The sequence below is a fragment of the Streptomyces sp. NPDC038200 genome (assembly GCF_055600785.1).
Genome location: NZ_JBVJYH010000003.1, coordinates 509,146 through 526,822 on the forward strand (window position 1 = coordinate 509,146; position 17,677 = coordinate 526,822).

Here is a 17,677-nt window from a genome sequence, read left to right on the forward strand (position 1 = left end):
CGGACGAGCCTGGCCCGTGTGAACTGCCGCCCCCCTTACGGTCGCGGGGCCATGGGGGGCTCCCCACCCGGCAGCAGCGCCCCGGGGCCGGCCGTGGCGAGAGCCACGGCCTCGGCCCTGGGACTGCGCTGCTCACGGCGGGACACCCAGCCGGCGAACCACGAGAGCAGCATGCACATCCCGATGTAGATCGGCGAGATCACCATCACCACGGGGATGAACGGCAAATCGTAGTCGAGGTTGGAGGCGATGAGTTTCCCGGCATGGAGGAACTCCTCGTAGGTGATGAGAAAGCCCAGGGAGGTGTCCTTCAGCGCGACCACCAGCTGGCTGATGATGGCCGGCAGCATGGCGCGCGCCGCCTGCGGGACCAGGACGTGTGCCATGACCTGGGTCTTGCGCATGCCGAGCGCGAACGCGGCCTCCCGCTGGCCGCGTTCGACGGCCTCGACACCGGAGCGGAAGACCTCGGCGAGCACCGAGCCGTTGTAGAGGGTGAGTCCGGCGACCAGCGCGGGCAGCGGCTGCACCTTCAGCGCCACGAAGATGAAGAAGATCATCACGAGGACGGGCATCGCACGGAAGAACTCCACGACGACCGTGGCGAGCCGGCGCACCGGCCGGTGGTCCGACAGCCGGCCGGTGGCCAGCACCACGCCGAGGGCGAGGGAGAGCCCGGCCGCGAGCGCGAACGCCACGAGGGTGTTGCCGAGGCCGCGCAGCAGCAGTTCCTGGACGCCCTTGTACGCGAAGGGCATCCACTTGGTGCGGGTGAACTGGCCGGTGTCGAAGAGGAGGAACAGGATCCAGGCGGCGAGCGCGAGCAGGGCGACGAGGGACAGGACGGCGTAGAGGGCGTGCCGTCGCCGGGTGCGCGGGCCCGGGACGTCGTAGAGCGCGGTGGCCTCGGTCATCGGACGACTCCGAACTTCCGCTCCAGCAGATGGAACAGGGCGCTGATGGCGAGCGTGATGATCAGATAGCCGACGGCGATCCAGACGAACGTCCAGACGACGCTGTAGCCGAGTTCACCGAGTGTCTTGTACGTGCCGAGCAGCTCGGTCACGCTGAACGCGCCCGCGATCGCGGAGTTCTTGGCGAGGGCGATGAGGGTGGAGCCGACGGGCGGGATCACGGACCGGAACGCCTGCGGCAGCACCACCAGCGACAGGGTCTGCCCGAAGGTCATGCCGAGGCTGCGGGCCGCCTCGCCCTGGCCCCTGGGCACCGTGTTGATGCCGGACCGCAGCACCTCGCAGATGAACGCCGAGGTGTAGCAGCCGAGGGCGAGGACCGCGAACACCTCGAAGGGCAGCACGAGTCCGAACCGGGGCAGGCCGAGCAGCACCGCGAAGAACAGCAGGGTGAGCGGGGTGTTGCGGAGCACGGTCACCCACGCGGTGCCGAAGAACCGCAGGGAGCCGACGGGCGCGACCCGGAAGGACGCCATCACGAAGCCCAGGACGAGGGCCAGCGAGGACGCGTAGACCGTCAGTTCCAGCGTGCCGAGGAAACCTTCGCCGTAGGTCGAGAAGTTGTCTGTCAGTACGTTCATGCCGTCCTCGCTCAGCGTGCCGGGTAGCGGTCGACGGCGGGCGGTTTCGGGGCGGGCACGCCGGACAGGCCGAGCGTGGCCTCGTAGGCCGCCTTCCAGTCGCCGTTGCGCTCGCGGGCCTCCAGTGCGTCGTCGAGGGCGAAGCGCAGGGCGTTGTCGGTGCGCGGGACGCCGATGCCGTACGGCTCCCTGGAGAACGGCCGGCCGACGACCTTGAGCTCGCCGGGGACCTTGGCCGCATAGCCGATCAGGATGGCGTCGTCGGTGGTGACCGCGTCGACCTGGTAGGTGAGGAGGTTGTCGACGCAGATCGAGTAGGTGTCGTAGGCGACCAGGATCGCCTCGGGGTAGTCGGTCCTGATGCGCTGGTACGGCGTCGAACCCGCCGCCGAGCAGACGCGTCTGCCGGCGAGGTCCTGCGGGCCGTGGATGCCGTTCTCGTCCTTGCGGACGAGCAGCGACTGGCCGGCCAGATAGTAGGGGCCGGCGAAGCCGACGAGCTTCTTGCGGTTGGCGTTGATGGTGTAGGTGCCGACGTAGTAGTCGATCTGGCCGTTCTGGAGGGCCGTCTCGCGGTTGGCGGAGGCGATCGTGCGGAAGCGGACCGTCTGCGGCGGGAGGCCCAGGGAGGCGGACATCATCCTGGCGATCTCGATGTCGAAGCCGGAGTAGGTTCCGGTGGCCGGGTCCTTCTCGCCGAGGTAGGGCTGGTCCTCCTTGGCGCCGACGACGAAGTGGCCGCGCTTCCTCGCCCGGGTCCAGACCGGGGAGTCGGGGAGGCGGAAGTCCCGGGCCACCCGGTAGTGCGGGAGCCGCCCTGGCGCCGGGCCCTTGCTCGGCGGGCTGCCCTCCTTGCCGCAGGCGGCGGCCAGCAGGACGAGGAGGACGCACAGGACGCGGTGCACCCGGGTGGTACGGCACATGGGTCGCGGTCCCCCGGTTCAGTGCTCGAGGATCTTGGAGAGGAAGTCCTTGGCGCGGTCGCTGCGCGGGTTCGTGAAGAACGCGTCCGGGTCGCGGTCCTCGACGATGCGGCCGTCGGCCATGAACACGACACGGTTGGCCGAGGCGCGGGCGAAGCCCATCTCGTGGGTGACGACGACCATGGTCATGCCGTCCCGGGCGAGCTGTCGCATGACCTCCAGCACCTCGTTGATCATCTCGGGGTCGAGGGCGGAGGTGGGTTCGTCGAAGAGCATCGCCTTGGGTTCCATGGCGAGGGCGCGGGCGATGGCGACTCGCTGCTGCTGACCGCCGGAGAGCTGGGCCGGGTACTTGCCGGCCTGGTTCAGCAGGCCGACCCGGTCGAGGAGTGCGCGGGAGCGGCGGTCGGCGTCGTCCTTCCCGCGCCGCCGGACCTTGACCTGGGCGAGGGAGACGTTCTGCAGGACCGTCCTGTGGGCGAAGAGGTTGAAGGACTGGAAGACCATGCCGACCTCGGTGCGGAGCCGGGCGAGGGCCCTTCCCTCCGCGGGCAGCGGCTGCCCGTCGAGCGTGATGGCGCCGGACTCGATGGTCTCCAGCCGGTTGATCGTCCTGCAGAGCGTCGACTTGCCCGAGCCGGAGGGGCCGACGACCACGACCACCTCACCCTTGCCGACGGTGAGGTCGATGTCCCTCAGGACATGCAGCTCCCCGTAGTACTTGTTGACGTTCCGCAGTTCGATCAACGGATCGACGGCCATCCGCTGCCCTACTCACTCTCAGCCGTGTCCTGGTGGCCGCAAACTATCCGGACGACAGCGGAGCCAAGGGCCGACACGCACTTTTCGGGCAATAGCCGTATTTACGTCAGCGGGTGGGCCGGCGGGGCGGGACGAGGGCCGCGACGGGGTCAGGTCTCGGCGATCTCGGCGTACAGCTGGGACAGTTCGGGCGCGCCGTTCACGGCCCATTCCTGCCCGGCCGGCACCACCTCGACCGCGCGGCCGGAGGCGAGCCGTACGACGGGTTCGCCGCCGGACCCGATCTGCCAGACGGCACCGGGTACGGTCCGCACCACCACCGTGCCCAGGTACAGCCCGGCGTCGTGCCCCAGCCAGGGCAGCGTCTCGGGGTCGTCCCGCCAGCGCGGGACCATCTGGTCCAGGGCCTCCAGGGAGGCCGGGGTGTTGTCGAGGCGGACGCCCGCCCGGGCCGCCTGCGAGCGGAGCAGCTCGCACTCGGACAGCAGCTCGGCGACCGCCTCGGGGTCGGCGGGGGGCCTCCCCCCTGCCGGCCTCGCACGAGCGGGACGGGCCCCCGCCGCGGGGGCACCCCCGTCGTCACCGTTCTTCTTGTGCCGGGGGCCCAGGAACGGAAGGTGCATGGACCCAGCGTGGCATCACACGTCGAGGTCGACCACCACCGGCGCGTGGTCGGAGGCACCCTTGCCCTTGCGCTCCTCCCGGTCGACGTAGGAGTCCTTGACGGCCTTGGCGAACGGCTCGTTGCCGTACACCAGGTCGATGCGCATGCCGCGGTTCTTCGGGAAGCAGAGCTGGCGGTAGTCCCAGTACGTGAACGGGTGCTCGTACTTCAGCGGGCGCGGCACGACGTCGCTCAGGCCGGCCTCGCGCAGGGAGGCGAGGGCGGCGCGCTCGGCGGGGGTGACGTGGGTGGAGCCCACGAAGGCCGCCGGGTCGAAGACGTCGTCGTCCGTCGGCGCCACGTTGTAGTCGCCCAGGACCGCGAAGGGGCGGCTGCCCTGCGCGTCACCGGCCACGGCCGCCTTCAGGGCCTCGAACCACTGGAGCTTGTACGCGTAGTGCGGGTGGTCGACCTCGCGGCCGTTCGGCACGTACACCGACCAGACGCGGACCGGGCCGCAGGTCGCCGAGAGGGCGCGCGGCTCGGCCAGGCCGTCGTAGCCCGGGTCGCCGGGCAGGCCCTTGACCACGTCCTCGATGCCGACGCGGGAGAGCACCGCCACGCCGTTCCACCGGCCGGTCGCGTGGACCGCGGCCTCGTATCCCAGCTCGCGCAGCTGGTCGAACGGGAACTGTTCCTCGGCGACCTTGGCCTCCTGGAGGCAGAGCACGTCGGTGCCGCTGCTCTCCAGCCAGGCCAGCAGCCGCGGCAGGCGGGCGGTGATCGAGTTCACGTTCCAGGTGGCGATGCGCATGTCTCACAACCTACCTGGCGGGTGTGACATCGCCCGGCCCGCGCTCAGAGCTCCGTCGACGCCCCGGGAGCGAGCCGCTGGTGGTCGGTGCCGCCCAGGGCGCCGATCTGGCGGTCGTAGAGGGGGCGGGCGAGGTCGGTGAGCAGGGCGTCGTGGACGTCGTAGGCGCGCCGCGGGCCGACCTCGCGGACGTAGTCGATGACCTCGGAGATCTTGTTCCAGGGTGCCATCACGGGCAGCATCAGCGTCTCCACGGGGTGGCCGGGGACGGTGAGGGCGTCACCGGGGTGGAAGACCTTGCCGCCGTCGATCAGATAGCCGACGTTGGTGATGCGCGGGATGTCCGGGTGGATCACCGCGTGCAGCTCGCCGTGGACCTGCACCTCGAAGCCGGCGGCGGTGAAGGTGTCGCCGTGGCCGACGGTGTGCACACGGCCCGGGAAGGCCGCCGTGATCTGGTCCGCGACGGATTTCAGGGTCCAGATCTCGGCGGCCGGGTCGGCCTCCAGGGCGGCCCGCAGCCGGCCCTCGTCGAAGTGGTCCGGGTGCTCGTGCGTGACCAGGATCGCGTCCGCGCCGACGGCCGCGTCCTCCTCGGAGAACCCGCCCGGGTCGATGACGAGCGTCCGCCCCTCCTTGGCGAGCCGGACGCAGGCGTGGGACTTCTTCGTGAGCTTCATGTCTCACCATCCTGCCGCGTACGGCCGCCCGGCGCGGCGTCACTCCGCGGGTGTGGTCTCCTCCCGGATGACCTGCTGCGCCACCCGGAACGCGCTGTTCGCGGCCGGCACCCCGCAGTAGACGGCGGCCTGGAGCAGCACTTCCCTGATCTCGTCCGGGGTCAGACCGTTGCGCAGGGCCGCCCGGGTGTGGAAGGCCAGCTCCTCCCAGTGCCCGCCCGCGACCAGCGCGGTGAGCGTGATGCAGCTGCGGGTACGGCGGTCCAGGCCCGGCCGGTCCCAGATCTCGCCCCAGGCGTAGCGGGTGACGAACTCCTGGAAGTCCCCGGAGAACTCGTCGGCCTGCGTCAGCGCCCGGTCCACGTGCGCGTCGCCGAGCACCTCGCGCCGGACCTTCAGCCCGGTCTCGTACCGGTCGGGCCGCGGCCCGGCGGGCTGTTCCGGTACGGCCGCCGGGGCGATCTCGGCGACGGGCGCGGCCTGTGGCGGCGCGGCCGGGACCGGCATGGCCGGTGCGGCCGGCAGGACGGTCTGACCGGTGTCGAAGGGCTGCTGCCAGGCGGTCGAGAAGTGATGGACGAGCAGGTCGGTGACGGCAGCGGGCTGCTCGACCGGTACCAGGTGCGAGGCGCCGGGCACGACCGCGAGCCGGGCGTCCGGGATGCCGGCCACCAGGGTGCGGGCCTCGGCGGGGCCGGTGACCTGGTCGTCGGAGCCGACCAGCACCAGGGTCGGCACTCCGACCCGGCCCACCTCGGGACGTACGTCGAAGGCGGCGAGGGCCTCGCAGGCGGCGATGTAGCAGCCCGGGTCGGTGGTGCGGACCATCTGCACGGCCCACTCGGTGATCGCGGGCTGAGCGGCGGCGAACCCGCCGGTGAACCAGCGGTCGGGCGCGGTCCGGGCGATCGGGTCCAGCCCGTTGGTACGGACGACCACCCCGCGCTGCCGGAACTCGTCGGCGGTGCCGAACCGGGGCGAGGCCGCGACCAGCGCCAGCGAGGCGAGCCGCTCGGGGTGGCGCAGGGCCAGCTCGATACCGATGGCGCCGCCCAGCGCACAGCCCGCGTAGCCGAACCGCTGCACGCCGAGCGCGTCCAGCGTGGCCAGCAGCCGGCCGGTCAGCTCGCCGACGGAACCGGCCGGGTGTGCGGGGGCGCCGCCGTGGCCGGGCAGGTCGAAACGGAAGACCCGCCATTGTTTGACCAGCTCCGGCACCTGCCGGTCCCACATGTGCCAGGTGGTACCCAGTGAGGGACCCAGGATCAGGACTGGGGCGTCTTCTCGCCCGTCAAAGCGGTACTGCAGGGTGTTCGGTGGCGTCTCACTCACGCCCCAGACCCTCTCACGTCTCACGAAATCTCACACAGCCAGGTGAACCCGGCGGCTCGTGACCTCGCGGCGCGGCACGCCCCTGCACTGCCGAGACCCTCATGGGTCCACGTACGAGTTCTTCGGTGTGCACGCCTGACCGTGGGGACAGTGCGTCCTCCCGGCTCGCGCACCCTGCCAATCCCTGCGCCGCACAGCTTCCCACCCTCGGCACGGCTTCCAGACGGTCTGGCTTGCAGCAAAGCGCGTAGTGCCGTCCCCAAGGATCGGCATGACGCACCTGAAAACCTTCCGGGATTCACCGACGAACAGCCCGAACGCCGCACGGCGGGCAAGCTCTGCCTTCCCTCGCAGGAGGGGAGACGTTGGCCGTAGCCTGGCCGCCCCTCCCCCGTTGCCGTCCCTGGTCCACAGCCAGCAGCCGGCCTCCGGGTCACCTCGGTTTGACTGCCATACGGCTCGGGAGGTCGCTCAATCGGCAGGCCGCCTGAGTCAGGCTTGCCCCTCCGTCGCAGCACCATGCAGGCCGTCCCACGTTGTGGCGGCTCCGCGGGGGTCCTCCCTGACGGTGACGTCCAAGCGCAGCCGGGCGAAACGAACCGGGTGGCGCCATGCCCCGCGGTCTTGAGACGTGTCGACCACGATCTCGGCCATCAAGTCAGGCTGGACCAGTACGACATCAAGTGGGGTACGCGAGCCCCAAGAGGTGGTGAACCGCAATCCTTCCCATGGGTGGTCCGGCCCGGCCCTGCAAGCGTCAACTGCACGGCCAGTTGCCGGGCGGCGTCCGGCCGCACCGGTGCGCTCCGCCCTGCAGGACGCAGCACCCCGTCCTGATCGAAACGTCCCAGCAGCAGGGTCTGAGGGCGGCGGGACGTGCCGGTGATCGCCCTGACGATGGCCTCCGTCGTGTCCCGACGGCGCACCTTGATGAGCGCTCGGGCTCCGGGGAGGTAGCGCTGGTGGCTGCCTCGGGTAACGAGGCCCTCGATGCCGGGCACCTGGGTCCAGGAGGTGAACCACTCCTGCGCGAGGGCAACATCAGTCGTCTCCGGGCACAGCCGCCAGGGATCACTCAGGCGGTGCTCGGTGAACATGGCCTCCAGGCAGGCACTTCGCTCGACGTACGGCGTCCGCAAGAGTTCACGCCCATCGATCTGAAGGGCGTCGAACACAACGAAGTGGGCCGGCAACTCACCGGCAAGCCGGGCAGCAGTCAGTCCCCCGGAGGCCGCACGCCGCTGGAGAGCCTCGAACGAGAGTCGCTCACCGGCAAGTACGATCAGTTCGCCCTCAAGGACCAGGCCGTCAGGCAGGCTGGACGCCGCGCTCACCAGATCAGGGAACCGCCCCTGGACGAGTGCCCCCGGCGAGACTGCAGCAGCACCGGTCCGGGCGACGGACAGGGAGTGAACAAGATCGCCCTGAAGCCGTCCCGCGGTATACATCCTGCCAGGCAGGGGCGCGCACAGCGATGGTCACGCGAGATCCCTACCCAGCTCGGTGTCCGGTCTGTAGAAGGCGCATGGCTCGATGGTGGGGTCGGTGAGCGCGGCTCGTGTCTCGTGTGCTCTGATCGGGTGCGGTACGCCCTCGATCATGGAGCAGTCTGCGAGGTGAACGAGGGCGAGCTCCGGACCGGTCGGGGTGCGCTTCTGCTGCACTACGTAGCCGGTCCTCACCTGCGCTGGAGGGAAGGCGGGCAGTGAGCCACCACCCTTCACAGGCAGACTCCAGGGCGAGGCCCGCGCCACCAGCGATGACGCCGGCATGATGATCACAATGTGGCCTTGGAGTCTGACCCGCCGCTGAGCTGATGGCGAGGGGAGGCGCCGCTGGCGCCTCCCCTCGCCCGCAAGCCGTGCCTGCTCAGCCCCCGGGCGCGTGAGCGGCTCAGTCGGTGCGAATGGTGGAGCGGACCGTGGAGGCGAGGGCGTCGCCGATAACCTTGGAGCCGTTCGTGTTGGGGTGCAGTGGAGTGGCGACGTCAGCGGGGATGAGGCCCTCGATGTACCGGTCGACGGGTGCCGCGCACACGTCGTGGCCGATGCCGAGGGAGTAGGTGTCCACGAACGTCGCGCCCTGTTGCCGCGCCGTGGTCCTGAGCGTGGCGCTGAGGTGGTCGGTGGCGCCCTGGATATAGGTGGCGTCGACGTCCCAGATGGGCTGGGTGGGGAAGCAGCCGCCGGGGCGGATGTAGTTGCCATACCCGATGACGAACACCTCGGCATGCGGCGCTCGTTGCCGGATCTGCTGAAGGGCGGTGGCGAACTTCGGCGCCCAGGCGTCGATGCCAGCCTTTACGACGTCGACGCCGTCCTTGCTGTTCTTGGCGGCGCAGCTGGTGCCGACAGGCTTCGGCAGCAGGTTGACGCATTCCAAGGCGGCGGCGACCAGCCCGGTGTCATTGCCGCCAATGGTGATGCTGACGACGTCGGTCTCGTCGGTGAGGGCGTCGAATTGGGGCTTGGTCGCCAGGTGCTGAGAGGTGGTGAGGTGGTCGGCGGTGGCGCCGGAGCAGGTGACGTCGGTGAGTCTGGCGCCCAGCGCCTTGGCCGTGATGTGCGGATAGTCGGCCAAGGAGCGCAGGCACAGCGGGTTCGAGGGGTCGATCGGCGGTACGAGAGGGGCAGCGGCGAAAGAGTCACCCAGGGCCACGTACTCAAGGGGTTCGGTGCTCTCGGCAGCAACAGACGGTGTGATGAGGGTCGTCGTCAGGGTTGTTGCGACCACGGCGGCTGCCAGCGCGGTTCGCAGGCTGAGGTTCACGTGCGGCTCCTTCAACTCATGAGGGCGCGCGAGCGCACCCGGACGCCGGGGGTTCGGGGGTGGTCAGCCCTGTTTACCGGCCGGTAAGTTTGTGGCGCGATACATCATGGCGGTCCGCGCTCTTCGTGCTCCCGGTCTGGAGAACAGCATTCCGAGAGGAGTTTTGTGTCCGTGAACAACGCCAGCACGCTTGTTGTCAGTGGCGAGAGCGTGCAGCAGTACCTGCTCAGGTCCGCTCATCGGCTGGAGGCGGCGGTTTTGGAGCGGCTGACCGCGGAACTTCCGGTGTACCGGAAGCTGCCCGCTGAACAGCTCTCCGGCGATGTGGCGCGCATGATCCGTCGCGGCATCGGCGACTTCGCGGAGGTGCTGGCGAGCGGCTCCATGCCAAGTCCCGAGCAACTTGCTCTGCTGACCAGCTCGGCCACACGCCGGGCGGAGGAAGGGCTGCCGGCCGAAGCCATCGTCTCCGCCTACTTCCTCGGGGCCCGCCTCTGCGCCGAGGACGTCGCCGCAGCCGCCCGCCGTGAAGACCTTCCGGCCATCACCACCGTGCACAGCCTGCTGCTGGAATACCTTCAGCATGTCACCACCGCCGTCACGGCCGGTTACCTGCAACAGATGCAGACCACCGTCGGTGAACGGCACGGCGCCCGCCAGCTTCTGCTGACTGCCCTGCTCGAAGGCCGCGTCGACAAGGCGGCAGCCAGAGAAGCGGGCCTCACCCTCCCACCCAGCTACCTGGTCCTCGCACTGGCCGTGGGGCCGCACGCCGACGAGCACGCACCCGACATCGACACGAACGCCGCGGCACAGCGCAAGCTCAGGCGTCTGCGCACGGAACTCGCTCTCCACACCCGCGGCACGGCCCTCACCTCACTGACCACCGAGGGCGGCCTGGTACTTCTGCCCAGTGCTACCGTCCCCTCCGAACTCACCCCGGCCCACTGGGACGACACCTCACAGCTCCTGACTCATCTGCAACGCGCCGCAGGCGCCACCATCCTTGCTACAGCCGTGCCGACGCTGCCCAGCGACGTCGCCCGCATGTGTCCCATCGCCGCCGAACTTGCCCACATCGCCACCGCGTCCGAGCGCCCACCGGGCCTGTACCGGCTGGAAGACCTCGCCCTCGAGTACCAGCTCTCACGGCCCGGTCCCGCCCGCGCCCACGTCTCCCGCCTCCTCGACCCATTGGATGCTCACGCCGACCTCCTGCTGACCCTGACAACCTTCCTGCGTCATGACCTGGACCGGCACGCCACGGCCGGAGTCCTCAGCGTCCACCCCAACACGGTGCTCTACCGACTCCGCAAGATCACCGGACTAACCGGCCTCGACGCCACCCGCTCGACCGACCTTCCCATCCTGCACGCGGCGCTCATCTGCCGCACCGTCAGGGAACCTTCCGATGCGCGGCGGAGCGCATGATGTCGCTCTGCGCGCCATCGCCGCAACGGGTAAGGGCCTGATGCCCCGAACTCAACCGGCCTCCCACGCGGCCGACTCCCCACTCGGCTACACCTCGCTACCTCCGACCATTCGAAGCGGTCGCCGACTCCTTTGGTGCCCTCGACGGTGAAGCGCTCGGCTCGGCCGAACGCCCTGCGAGCGCTGCGATTTCTGCTTCTTCCACGAGTGCCCACCGTGCGGGCGCGGCAACGCCATCAGTCATGAAGGCATTCTCTCCGTCGCGGGATCGAGCCGAGTCGGGCCGGGTTAGTGTGCGGGGATCAGCGGACCGGAGGCCACCCGACCGGGGTGTCTGGGACGACGGCTGCTGGCGCAGCGGTGAGGTGGGCGGCAGAAGAGCGGCGCGTTCGGCAGCCGTATGGGCCTGCATCTGTTCGAGACGGCGCGGGCGTTGGCGTAGAGGTCGATGGAGTCGGTGAGGTGGTCCCATTCTCGTCCGCGCGTTATTCGCCGTGTCCTGGGGCACCGGAGCATGTGTTTTGCTCCGGCGGCAATTTTCATCTTGGTCCCCCAGTTCACCGAGCGCTGGAAGCAAGAACGTTCGCCTAGGGTTCTCGCCCTGGGAGAAAAGTCTTTGGCAGATCGAAAGCGATGGTCAATGGCATGGCTGCTGCACAACGGTTTCCCTGGCTCGCTCCATTGCTTCTGGCCCTCACGGGCAGCGGCTCGGCCCTCGTTCTCATGGAAGGCGCCGCGGGCATGGGGAAAACTCACGTTCTGGGCGAGTTGAGCGCTCTGCCGGAGGCCGCCGAGGCCCATCGGGCACTGTGGCGATGCGGCGTTGCCGAGGAAGTGCCGGACACGGGCACGGGGCCCGTCCTTCTGCTGGTGGACGACGTACATCGGGCGACACCGCAGGAGAAGGAGTGGCTGCGCGGTGTCGCGGAGAGACCGCGACCCGGCCTGGCGGCCATCCTGGCCTACCGGCCCGAAGAACTGGAGACCGCGGGCCTCCCCCTCGGAACACCGGCCGTTTCCTATCCCTCAGGCCTATCGGTCTACCGCCACCGCCTGCACGTCTGGGACGCGGAGCGCGTGCGCCGGGCGGCCGCGGAGGTCCTGGGCGACCGTGCGACGTACGAGGCTGCCGAGCGGCTGTACGTACAGTCCGGCGGGGTGCCGCAGGTGGTGGTCGACCTGCTCGGCGCACTTCGCGCGGGTACGCGCTCCAAGTGCACGGCTTCAGACGTGGACGCGGCCGGAGTCCCGGTCAGGCTCGCGGAACTGACACTGAGCCGTCTTGACCGACTGGCCGCCGCGGACCGGCCCGTCGCATGGGCGGCCGCGGTACTGGGCGAGCCGGCCGACCGGGACGAACTGCTCACCGTAGCGGGCATGGGTGAGGCCCGGGGCCGTGACGCAATATTGGCTGCCCTGGCCGCCGCCGTGCTGTCTGAGACGGCGGACGGACGCTATGGATTCGCCGTGCGACTCGCCGCCAAGGCCGTACGCGAACGCGTTCCTGGTCCGATCCGTCAGGAACTGCACGAGCGGGCCGCGAAGGTACTCACCCGGCGGCAGCCCGTGGTGTGGGTGGAAGTCGCGGGGCACCGCAGGGCCGCTGGCCGCCGGAAGAGCTGGCTGCGGGCGCTGGAGAAGGCAGCCCGCGCGGCTGCGGAGTCCGGCCGCCACCAGGAGGCGATCCGGCTTTTGGAGCAGGCGCTCGCTGTACCGGAGGTCGCGCCGGGCGATAGGGCCCGGCTGGCACCGTTGCTGGCCCGCAGCGCTGTCATCGGCCTCCGCTCGGACCAGACCGTGGCCGCGCTGACGCAGCTTGTCCGCGACGCCGACCTGCCGGCGGACGCCCGCGGCGAACTCCGGCTCGACCTGGGCCTGATGCTGTGCAACCAGGTCGGGGACTTCGCCGCCGGAGCGCGGGAACTGGAGGCCGCAGCCGAGGAGCTGAGCGACGTGCGCCCCGCCCTCGCCTCGCGCGCGATGGCGGCCCTGGCCATGGCCGAGTGGCCGAGCGGAACGCTGGAGGGCCACCGGAACTGGCTGCGCAAGGCCGCCCGGATCGCGGAGGACAGCGGCAACGAAGTCGCGCGGGCCGCCGTCGCCGCCAACCACGCGTCACTGGCCGTCGCGTGCGGCGACCCGGAGGCACGGGACCTGGTGGCGGCCCTGCCCGTCGACAGTCCGCTGGCCGGGTGCAGGGAGCACGCCGCACGCGGACTGTGCAACGCCGCGGACGCCGCGGTCTGGCGAGGGGCGTACCCGTGGGGGCAGGAACTGCTGTCCGCCGGCCTCGACCTGTCGGCTCGCAGCAGTGTGCCGTACATAGAGCAGACGGCACAGGCCACGAGCCTGCTGCTGGACTGGTGGACCGGACGGTGGTCCGGCCTGGCCGAGCGGTGCGAGCAGTTCGTCGCGGCGACGGCCGACATGCCCCTTGTGGCCGCCGACGGCAACATGGTCCGTGGCCTGCTGGCCTTCGCCCAGGGAGACTGGGGATCGGCCGTGCACTGGCTGACCGCCCTGGGCGCGCCTTCCCTGGAGCGCACGCGGATGCCGCTGGCCGTGGCCACTTCGGGCGCTCTGATCCGCCTCGCCCTAGCCCGCGAGAACCTGTCGGCTGCGGCCGACCAGGCCCGCGCCGCATGGTCGGCCGTGGCGGACAAGGGCGTCTGGGTGTGGGCGGCGGAACTGGCTCCCTGGGCGGTGGAGGCACTGGCTCGAGCCGGCGACATGGCGGCCGCCCGGAGCGTGGTCGCCGAGTTCGCCCGGGGCCTGGAAGGGAGGGACGCGCCGGCCGGGCAGGCGGCCGTCGTGTGGAGCCGGGCCGGTCTGGAGGAGGCCGAGGGGCGTCTGACGGAGGCGGTGCGAGCCTATCGGGGTGCCGCGGCCGCCTACCGGCAACTGTCCCGCCCGTATGCCTGGGCCCTGACGACCGAGGGAGCGGCGCGCTGTTCCCTCGCGATGGGGGAGGAACGTCTCGACGCGGCCGGTGAAGCGATGGGTATGCCTACAGCGGCCGGTGAAGCGATGGGTATGCCTACAGCGGCCGGTGACGCGATGGGGGAGCGGACGCCTGACGCCGCAGAGGAGGACACCGGCCGGTTCGATGCCATCGCTTCGCTGCAGCGTTGCGTCCACGAGTACGGCGAACTCGGCGCGGTCTACGACGCCGCGCGCGCCCGTGCGCTGCTGCGCTCGCACCAGCCCGCGCAAGCGCGCCGACCGGGGCGCCCCGCGCTGGCGGGCCAGCTCTCTCCGAGAGAGGAGGAGGTGGCGGAACTGGCGGGCCACGGGCTGACGAACCGTGAGATCGCGGCGGCGCTGCATCTGTCCCCCAGGACTGTGGAGCAGCATGTCGCCCGCGCGATACGCAAGATGGGGGTGCTGTCGCGGCACGACCTCGCTCAGGCGTGTCCGCCAAGGGCGGGACGGTAGGCGAATGCGGGGCAACGGCGGCTTCCACCGGCGTTCACAAGTGCTCGTGGCAGCCGAGGCGCGCGGCGGGACGGAGATGTGCGGGGCGACGAGGCGCGCACTGGGATGAGAAGGGAGCGGGTGACGAAACGCGCAGAGGGACGAGTAACGAGCGGCTGACTGGAAGCGGCGGCACATCACCGCGACGGGGAGAAGCCCTGGTTCCAGACGTCGACGGTGGCTGCAGCCCAGTCCATGGTCCACCCCGGACGTACGCCGCGAGCTCCCCAGCCGTTCGGAAGCCTGCCGGGCGGCGGACACCCGGCCGCCTGTGCCGCGAGGGCCGCCTCGCATGTCTCGCGTGCCATGCGCAGGGCCTGCCGGCCGTCGTCAGCGTTCCCGGGGAAGACGTGCATGCCCCGGCGGTCTGTCCGGCTGCGCGATGCTCATCATGGACACGACGACCCGGAAATGGCGCTGGGTCATGGGGCCGCCTCTCGCGTCCTGGGGTGGCTCCGGCGCGTGCCGGCATGGCACTCCGCTCAGGGCGGTACCGCAGCCGTCCGATTGCTGCTGGCGACGCCATGCGCCGCCTACCCGGGCGGATATCCGTGCTCGGCGCGTCACCCATACCTGATTAACCTCCCGCAGGGGCGCGGGACGGTGCTGTGGTGCGGAACCGGGCGGACACGGGGGCGGGCTGTCTTGGCCGGCGCCGCCCTCGCCGCCGCCCCGCGGCCGGCGGGCCTGCCATCACGTGACCTGCCGCACGAGGCCCTGGCCGTACGCGCCGTTCGGTTGACGAGGCGTTACTCCGAACCGTCCCCCGTTGACCTCACGGAACGGTGAACCGGGGGCGTTCAAAATAGGGATCCGTATCTGGAGGCATCCGGATGCCGGTCTTGGGGGCGCCTTTGTAGGTTCTCTCTCGTCGGCAGATCGCTCACCACCCCACAGTGATCGGGCCGCGGCACGAAGGGCAGCGAGCGCACTCGCTCCACCGCCTTCCGTGTGCCTCTCCCCAGTCGGCCCTCCTTCGCGCGCTGCGCCGAAGAACGGACCGGCAGCAGGATGACGGGTGCGAGTGGCCTGGCCGCCACGAGCCCGCACCGACCGAAAGGAAACAGCGCTCGGTTCACCGGATCGCCAATTCCTCTCGGCCGTCGAACGAAGCAAAGTGGCGCGGATGACCAGCGAAGTAAGCGACTTGCTTTTGGCGCGTCGTCGACGAATTCAACAGCCACCCCCAACCCTGTGGAAATTGAACAACGGCCCCCACTTCGGCCAGAGTTCAGCGCAGCGGTGAAAACTTCCCCCATACGCCGCTGGACCGGTATTTCGCGTATCGCCGACGGTTGGCTCCCTTCCTCGGAGACCCCAAAATCCCGTCAGTGAACATGACATGCTCATGCAGAAAGGAAAGTTGTGCGCATTTCCCGGATATCCCTGGTGACCACCGCGGTCGGCACACTGCTGTCGGCTACCGCCGTCACGGCCTCTGCCCAGGCCGCCCCCACCGACGACGCACCCCGCTACCAGCCGGCGATGGTCGCGGCGCTCGCCGATTCCCTCGGCATCAGCGAGGACACCGCCGTGGCCCGGCTCGACCACCAGGCCGCCCAACAGGACGAGTTGGCCGAACTCGACCGTTCGGGCGTGGCGGCGGACGGCGCCTACTTCACCGCCGACGGCAAGCTGACGGTGAACGTCTCCTCCGCCGCCGCGGCCACGCAGGTCAGACAGCACGGCCTGACGGCCCGCGTCCCGCAGCGCGGCGAGCGCGCCCTGGACCGAATCAAGGCGTCGCTCGACGCGACGGCCCTCCGCAACGCCCCGGACGGCATCACCTCGTGGTCGGTGGACCTGCCGAGCGACACCGTGACCGTCCACGTCGTCCCAGGCCGTACGTCCGCCGCAGCGGAGTCGTTCCTCAAGGCGGCCGCCACCCACGGCAGCGCGGTGCGGATCGTCCGCGACGGGCAGCGCCTCGAAACCCAGTCCACGGTCTACCCGGGCAGCAGGATGACCTGGACCAACAACCAGGGCAGCTGGCTGTGCTCCGTCGGCTACGGAGCCCACGACTCCTCTGGTCGTCAGTACCTCGTAAGCGCGGGCCACTGCGTCGCCGACCTCACCGACCTGTACTACAACAACGCCCACTTCGCCAAGGGCACCCACAGCCGCTACGCCCTGGGCACCCAGAGCGTCGACATGGGCGTCGCCCTGGTCGACTCGGACGACTCCGTCGCCACCCAGGTCGGCACCTGGGGCACCGGAGCGAACATCGCCGTCAAGGGCAGCAAGCGAGCCGCCCCCGGCGCCTCACTGTGCAAGTCGGGCCAGACCACCGGCTGGACCTGCGGCGCGGTCGGCTCCTACAACGTCTCCGTCACCTACAAGGACGAGCACGGCGGTCCGGACACCGTGGTGACCGGTCTGGCCACCTCCTCGGTGTGCACCGAGGGAGGCGACAGCGGCGGCGCCTACATCTCCGGCAACCAGGCGCAGGGCATGACCTCGGGCGGCCCCATCGGCCAGCAGTGCTGGGGCACCAACTCCCGCGGCTCCTCGTACTTCCAGCCCCTCGACGACGCCCTGTCGTACTACGATCTGACACTCAACACCAACTGACCGCCGAGTCGAAAGAGCGAGGGCGGGCCCGCGGACGGCGGGCCCGCCCAGCCCGTCGGACGCCCCCACCACAGAACGCGCGCATTCCCAGAACACGCCACCCCAGAACGTGCACCAGCGGCGCGGAGGCTCCATGAGAAGCCCACACCGCGCCGAACCCGCCGGCCAGGCCCCCACACCCTCTGGGCGTACCGCCACCCCCGACACTGAGGCAGCCTTCGCCCTTGCCTTTCGTGAGGCGGTCCAACGGCGCGGACTCTCCCTCGACCGGGTCCGCGAGCGGCTGGCAGCCCAGGGCAGCAGCATCAGCCTCGCCACACTGAGCTACTGGCAGCGCGGACGCAACCAGCCCGAACAGGCCCACTCCCTGAGCGCCGTGGACGCCCTCGAAACCATCCTCGGCCTCCGGGCCGGCACTCTGAAGTCCCTCATCGGCCCGAGTCGCCGCCGCGGCCGCATCACCGGCGAGGCTCCCGGACTGGATGCCTCACGCCAGGTGCTGGGTGAGCACTCCCATGTCGAACTCGCCCTGGGTGAGGAGTTCCCCCAGTTCAATGACGACCTCCTCGCGTTGAGCATCCACGAGACCCTGCAGATCGACGAGCACCGCCGGCGCCAGGCAGTCACCGTGGAGCAGGTCATGCGGGCCGCACGGGACGGCACCCGCCGCATCACTGATGCCTTTTCCATCTTCACTCTGAGCAGATCAGCTGCAGGGTGAGGATGACCTGGACGAGTTTGGTGGTCCGGGTGGTTGAACAC

At 70.2% G+C, this 17,677-nt stretch carries 15 protein-coding genes; 4 read left to right on the forward strand and 11 right to left on the reverse strand.

Features of this window, described 5'->3' with window-relative positions; all coding sequences use genetic code 11:
- Nucleotides 1-35: 35 nt before the first annotated feature.
- The 11 genes from ACZ7KF_RS09645 to ACZ7KF_RS09695 form a co-directional block, all read right to left on the reverse strand.
- Complete coding sequence (locus ACZ7KF_RS09645; protein WP_471070807.1) at nt 36-914, reverse strand: amino acid ABC transporter permease; 879 nt, start codon at nt 912-914, stop codon at nt 36-38.
- Entirely contained in the window at nt 911-1,555 is a 645-nt protein-coding gene (locus ACZ7KF_RS09650) for an amino acid ABC transporter permease (RefSeq protein WP_471070810.1), read from the reverse strand. The genes ACZ7KF_RS09645 and ACZ7KF_RS09650 overlap by 4 nt, the downstream gene beginning before the upstream one ends.
- An 11-nt stretch (nt 1,556-1,566) precedes the next feature.
- Nucleotides 1,567-2,478 carry a glutamate ABC transporter substrate-binding protein gene (locus tag ACZ7KF_RS09655; RefSeq protein WP_471070813.1) on the reverse strand — a complete coding sequence of 304 codons (912 nt, stop codon included), beginning with the start codon at nt 2,476-2,478 and terminating at the stop codon, nt 1,567-1,569.
- An 18-nt stretch (nt 2,479-2,496) separates the two neighbouring features.
- On the reverse strand, nt 2,497-3,240 hold the full coding sequence (locus ACZ7KF_RS09660) for an amino acid ABC transporter ATP-binding protein (protein ID WP_471070816.1): 744 nt from the start codon (nt 3,238-3,240) through the stop codon (nt 2,497-2,499).
- Between the two features lie 149 nt (nt 3,241-3,389).
- A complete protein-coding gene (locus tag ACZ7KF_RS09665; protein WP_471070818.1) occupies nt 3,390-3,863 on the reverse strand; it encodes a DUF6278 family protein in 474 nt (157 codons plus the stop codon).
- Nucleotides 3,864-3,878: 15 nt separating this feature from the next.
- Complete coding sequence (locus tag ACZ7KF_RS09670; RefSeq protein WP_471070821.1) at nt 3,879-4,658, reverse strand: exodeoxyribonuclease III; 780 nt, start codon at nt 4,656-4,658, stop codon at nt 3,879-3,881.
- A 44-nt stretch (nt 4,659-4,702) separates the two neighbouring features.
- Nucleotides 4,703-5,338 carry an MBL fold metallo-hydrolase gene (locus tag ACZ7KF_RS09675; protein WP_471070824.1) on the reverse strand — a complete coding sequence of 212 codons (636 nt, stop codon included), beginning with the start codon at nt 5,336-5,338 and terminating at the stop codon, nt 4,703-4,705.
- Nucleotides 5,339-5,377: 39 nt separating this feature from the next.
- On the reverse strand, nt 5,378-6,670 hold the full coding sequence (gene pcaDC, locus ACZ7KF_RS09680) for a bifunctional 3-oxoadipate enol-lactonase/4-carboxymuconolactone decarboxylase PcaDC (RefSeq protein ID WP_471070827.1): 1,293 nt from the start codon (nt 6,668-6,670) through the stop codon (nt 5,378-5,380).
- A 653-nt stretch (nt 6,671-7,323) separates the two neighbouring features.
- Nucleotides 7,324-8,004 carry an ATP-dependent DNA ligase gene (locus ACZ7KF_RS09685; protein ID WP_471070829.1) on the reverse strand — a complete coding sequence of 227 codons (681 nt, stop codon included), beginning with the start codon at nt 8,002-8,004 and terminating at the stop codon, nt 7,324-7,326.
- A gap of 144 nt (nt 8,005-8,148) precedes the next feature.
- Nucleotides 8,149-8,442, reverse strand: a complete 294-nt coding sequence (locus ACZ7KF_RS09690) for a DUF6233 domain-containing protein (protein WP_471070832.1) — start codon at nt 8,440-8,442, stop codon at nt 8,149-8,151.
- A 121-nt stretch (nt 8,443-8,563) separates the two neighbouring features.
- Complete coding sequence (locus ACZ7KF_RS09695; RefSeq protein ID WP_471070835.1) at nt 8,564-9,439, reverse strand: SGNH/GDSL hydrolase family protein; 876 nt, start codon at nt 9,437-9,439, stop codon at nt 8,564-8,566.
- 171 nt (nt 9,440-9,610) lie between these two features.
- Between ACZ7KF_RS09695 and ACZ7KF_RS09700 the strand changes: the two genes are divergently transcribed.
- From ACZ7KF_RS09700 to ACZ7KF_RS09715, 4 genes are all read left to right on the forward strand, one after another.
- The gene (locus ACZ7KF_RS09700; RefSeq protein WP_471070838.1) at nt 9,611-10,870 is read left to right on the forward strand and encodes a PucR family transcriptional regulator; all 1,260 of its coding nucleotides are present in this window, start codon (nt 9,611-9,613) and stop codon (nt 10,868-10,870) included.
- Nucleotides 10,871-11,740: 870 nt separating this feature from the next.
- The gene (locus ACZ7KF_RS09705) at nt 11,741-14,305 is read left to right on the forward strand and encodes a helix-turn-helix transcriptional regulator (protein ID WP_471070841.1); all 2,565 of its coding nucleotides are present in this window, start codon (nt 11,741-11,743) and stop codon (nt 14,303-14,305) included.
- A 1,404-nt stretch (nt 14,306-15,709) separates the two neighbouring features.
- The gene (locus ACZ7KF_RS09710) at nt 15,710-16,915 is read left to right on the forward strand and encodes a S1 family peptidase (RefSeq protein ID WP_471070844.1); all 1,206 of its coding nucleotides are present in this window, start codon (nt 15,710-15,712) and stop codon (nt 16,913-16,915) included.
- Between the two features lie 133 nt (nt 16,916-17,048).
- Nucleotides 17,049-17,636 (forward strand): hypothetical protein, encoded by a 588-nt coding sequence (locus ACZ7KF_RS09715; RefSeq protein ID WP_471070847.1) that lies wholly within the window; start codon nt 17,049-17,051, stop codon nt 17,634-17,636.
- The last annotated feature ends 41 nt before the right edge of the window (nt 17,637-17,677 follow it).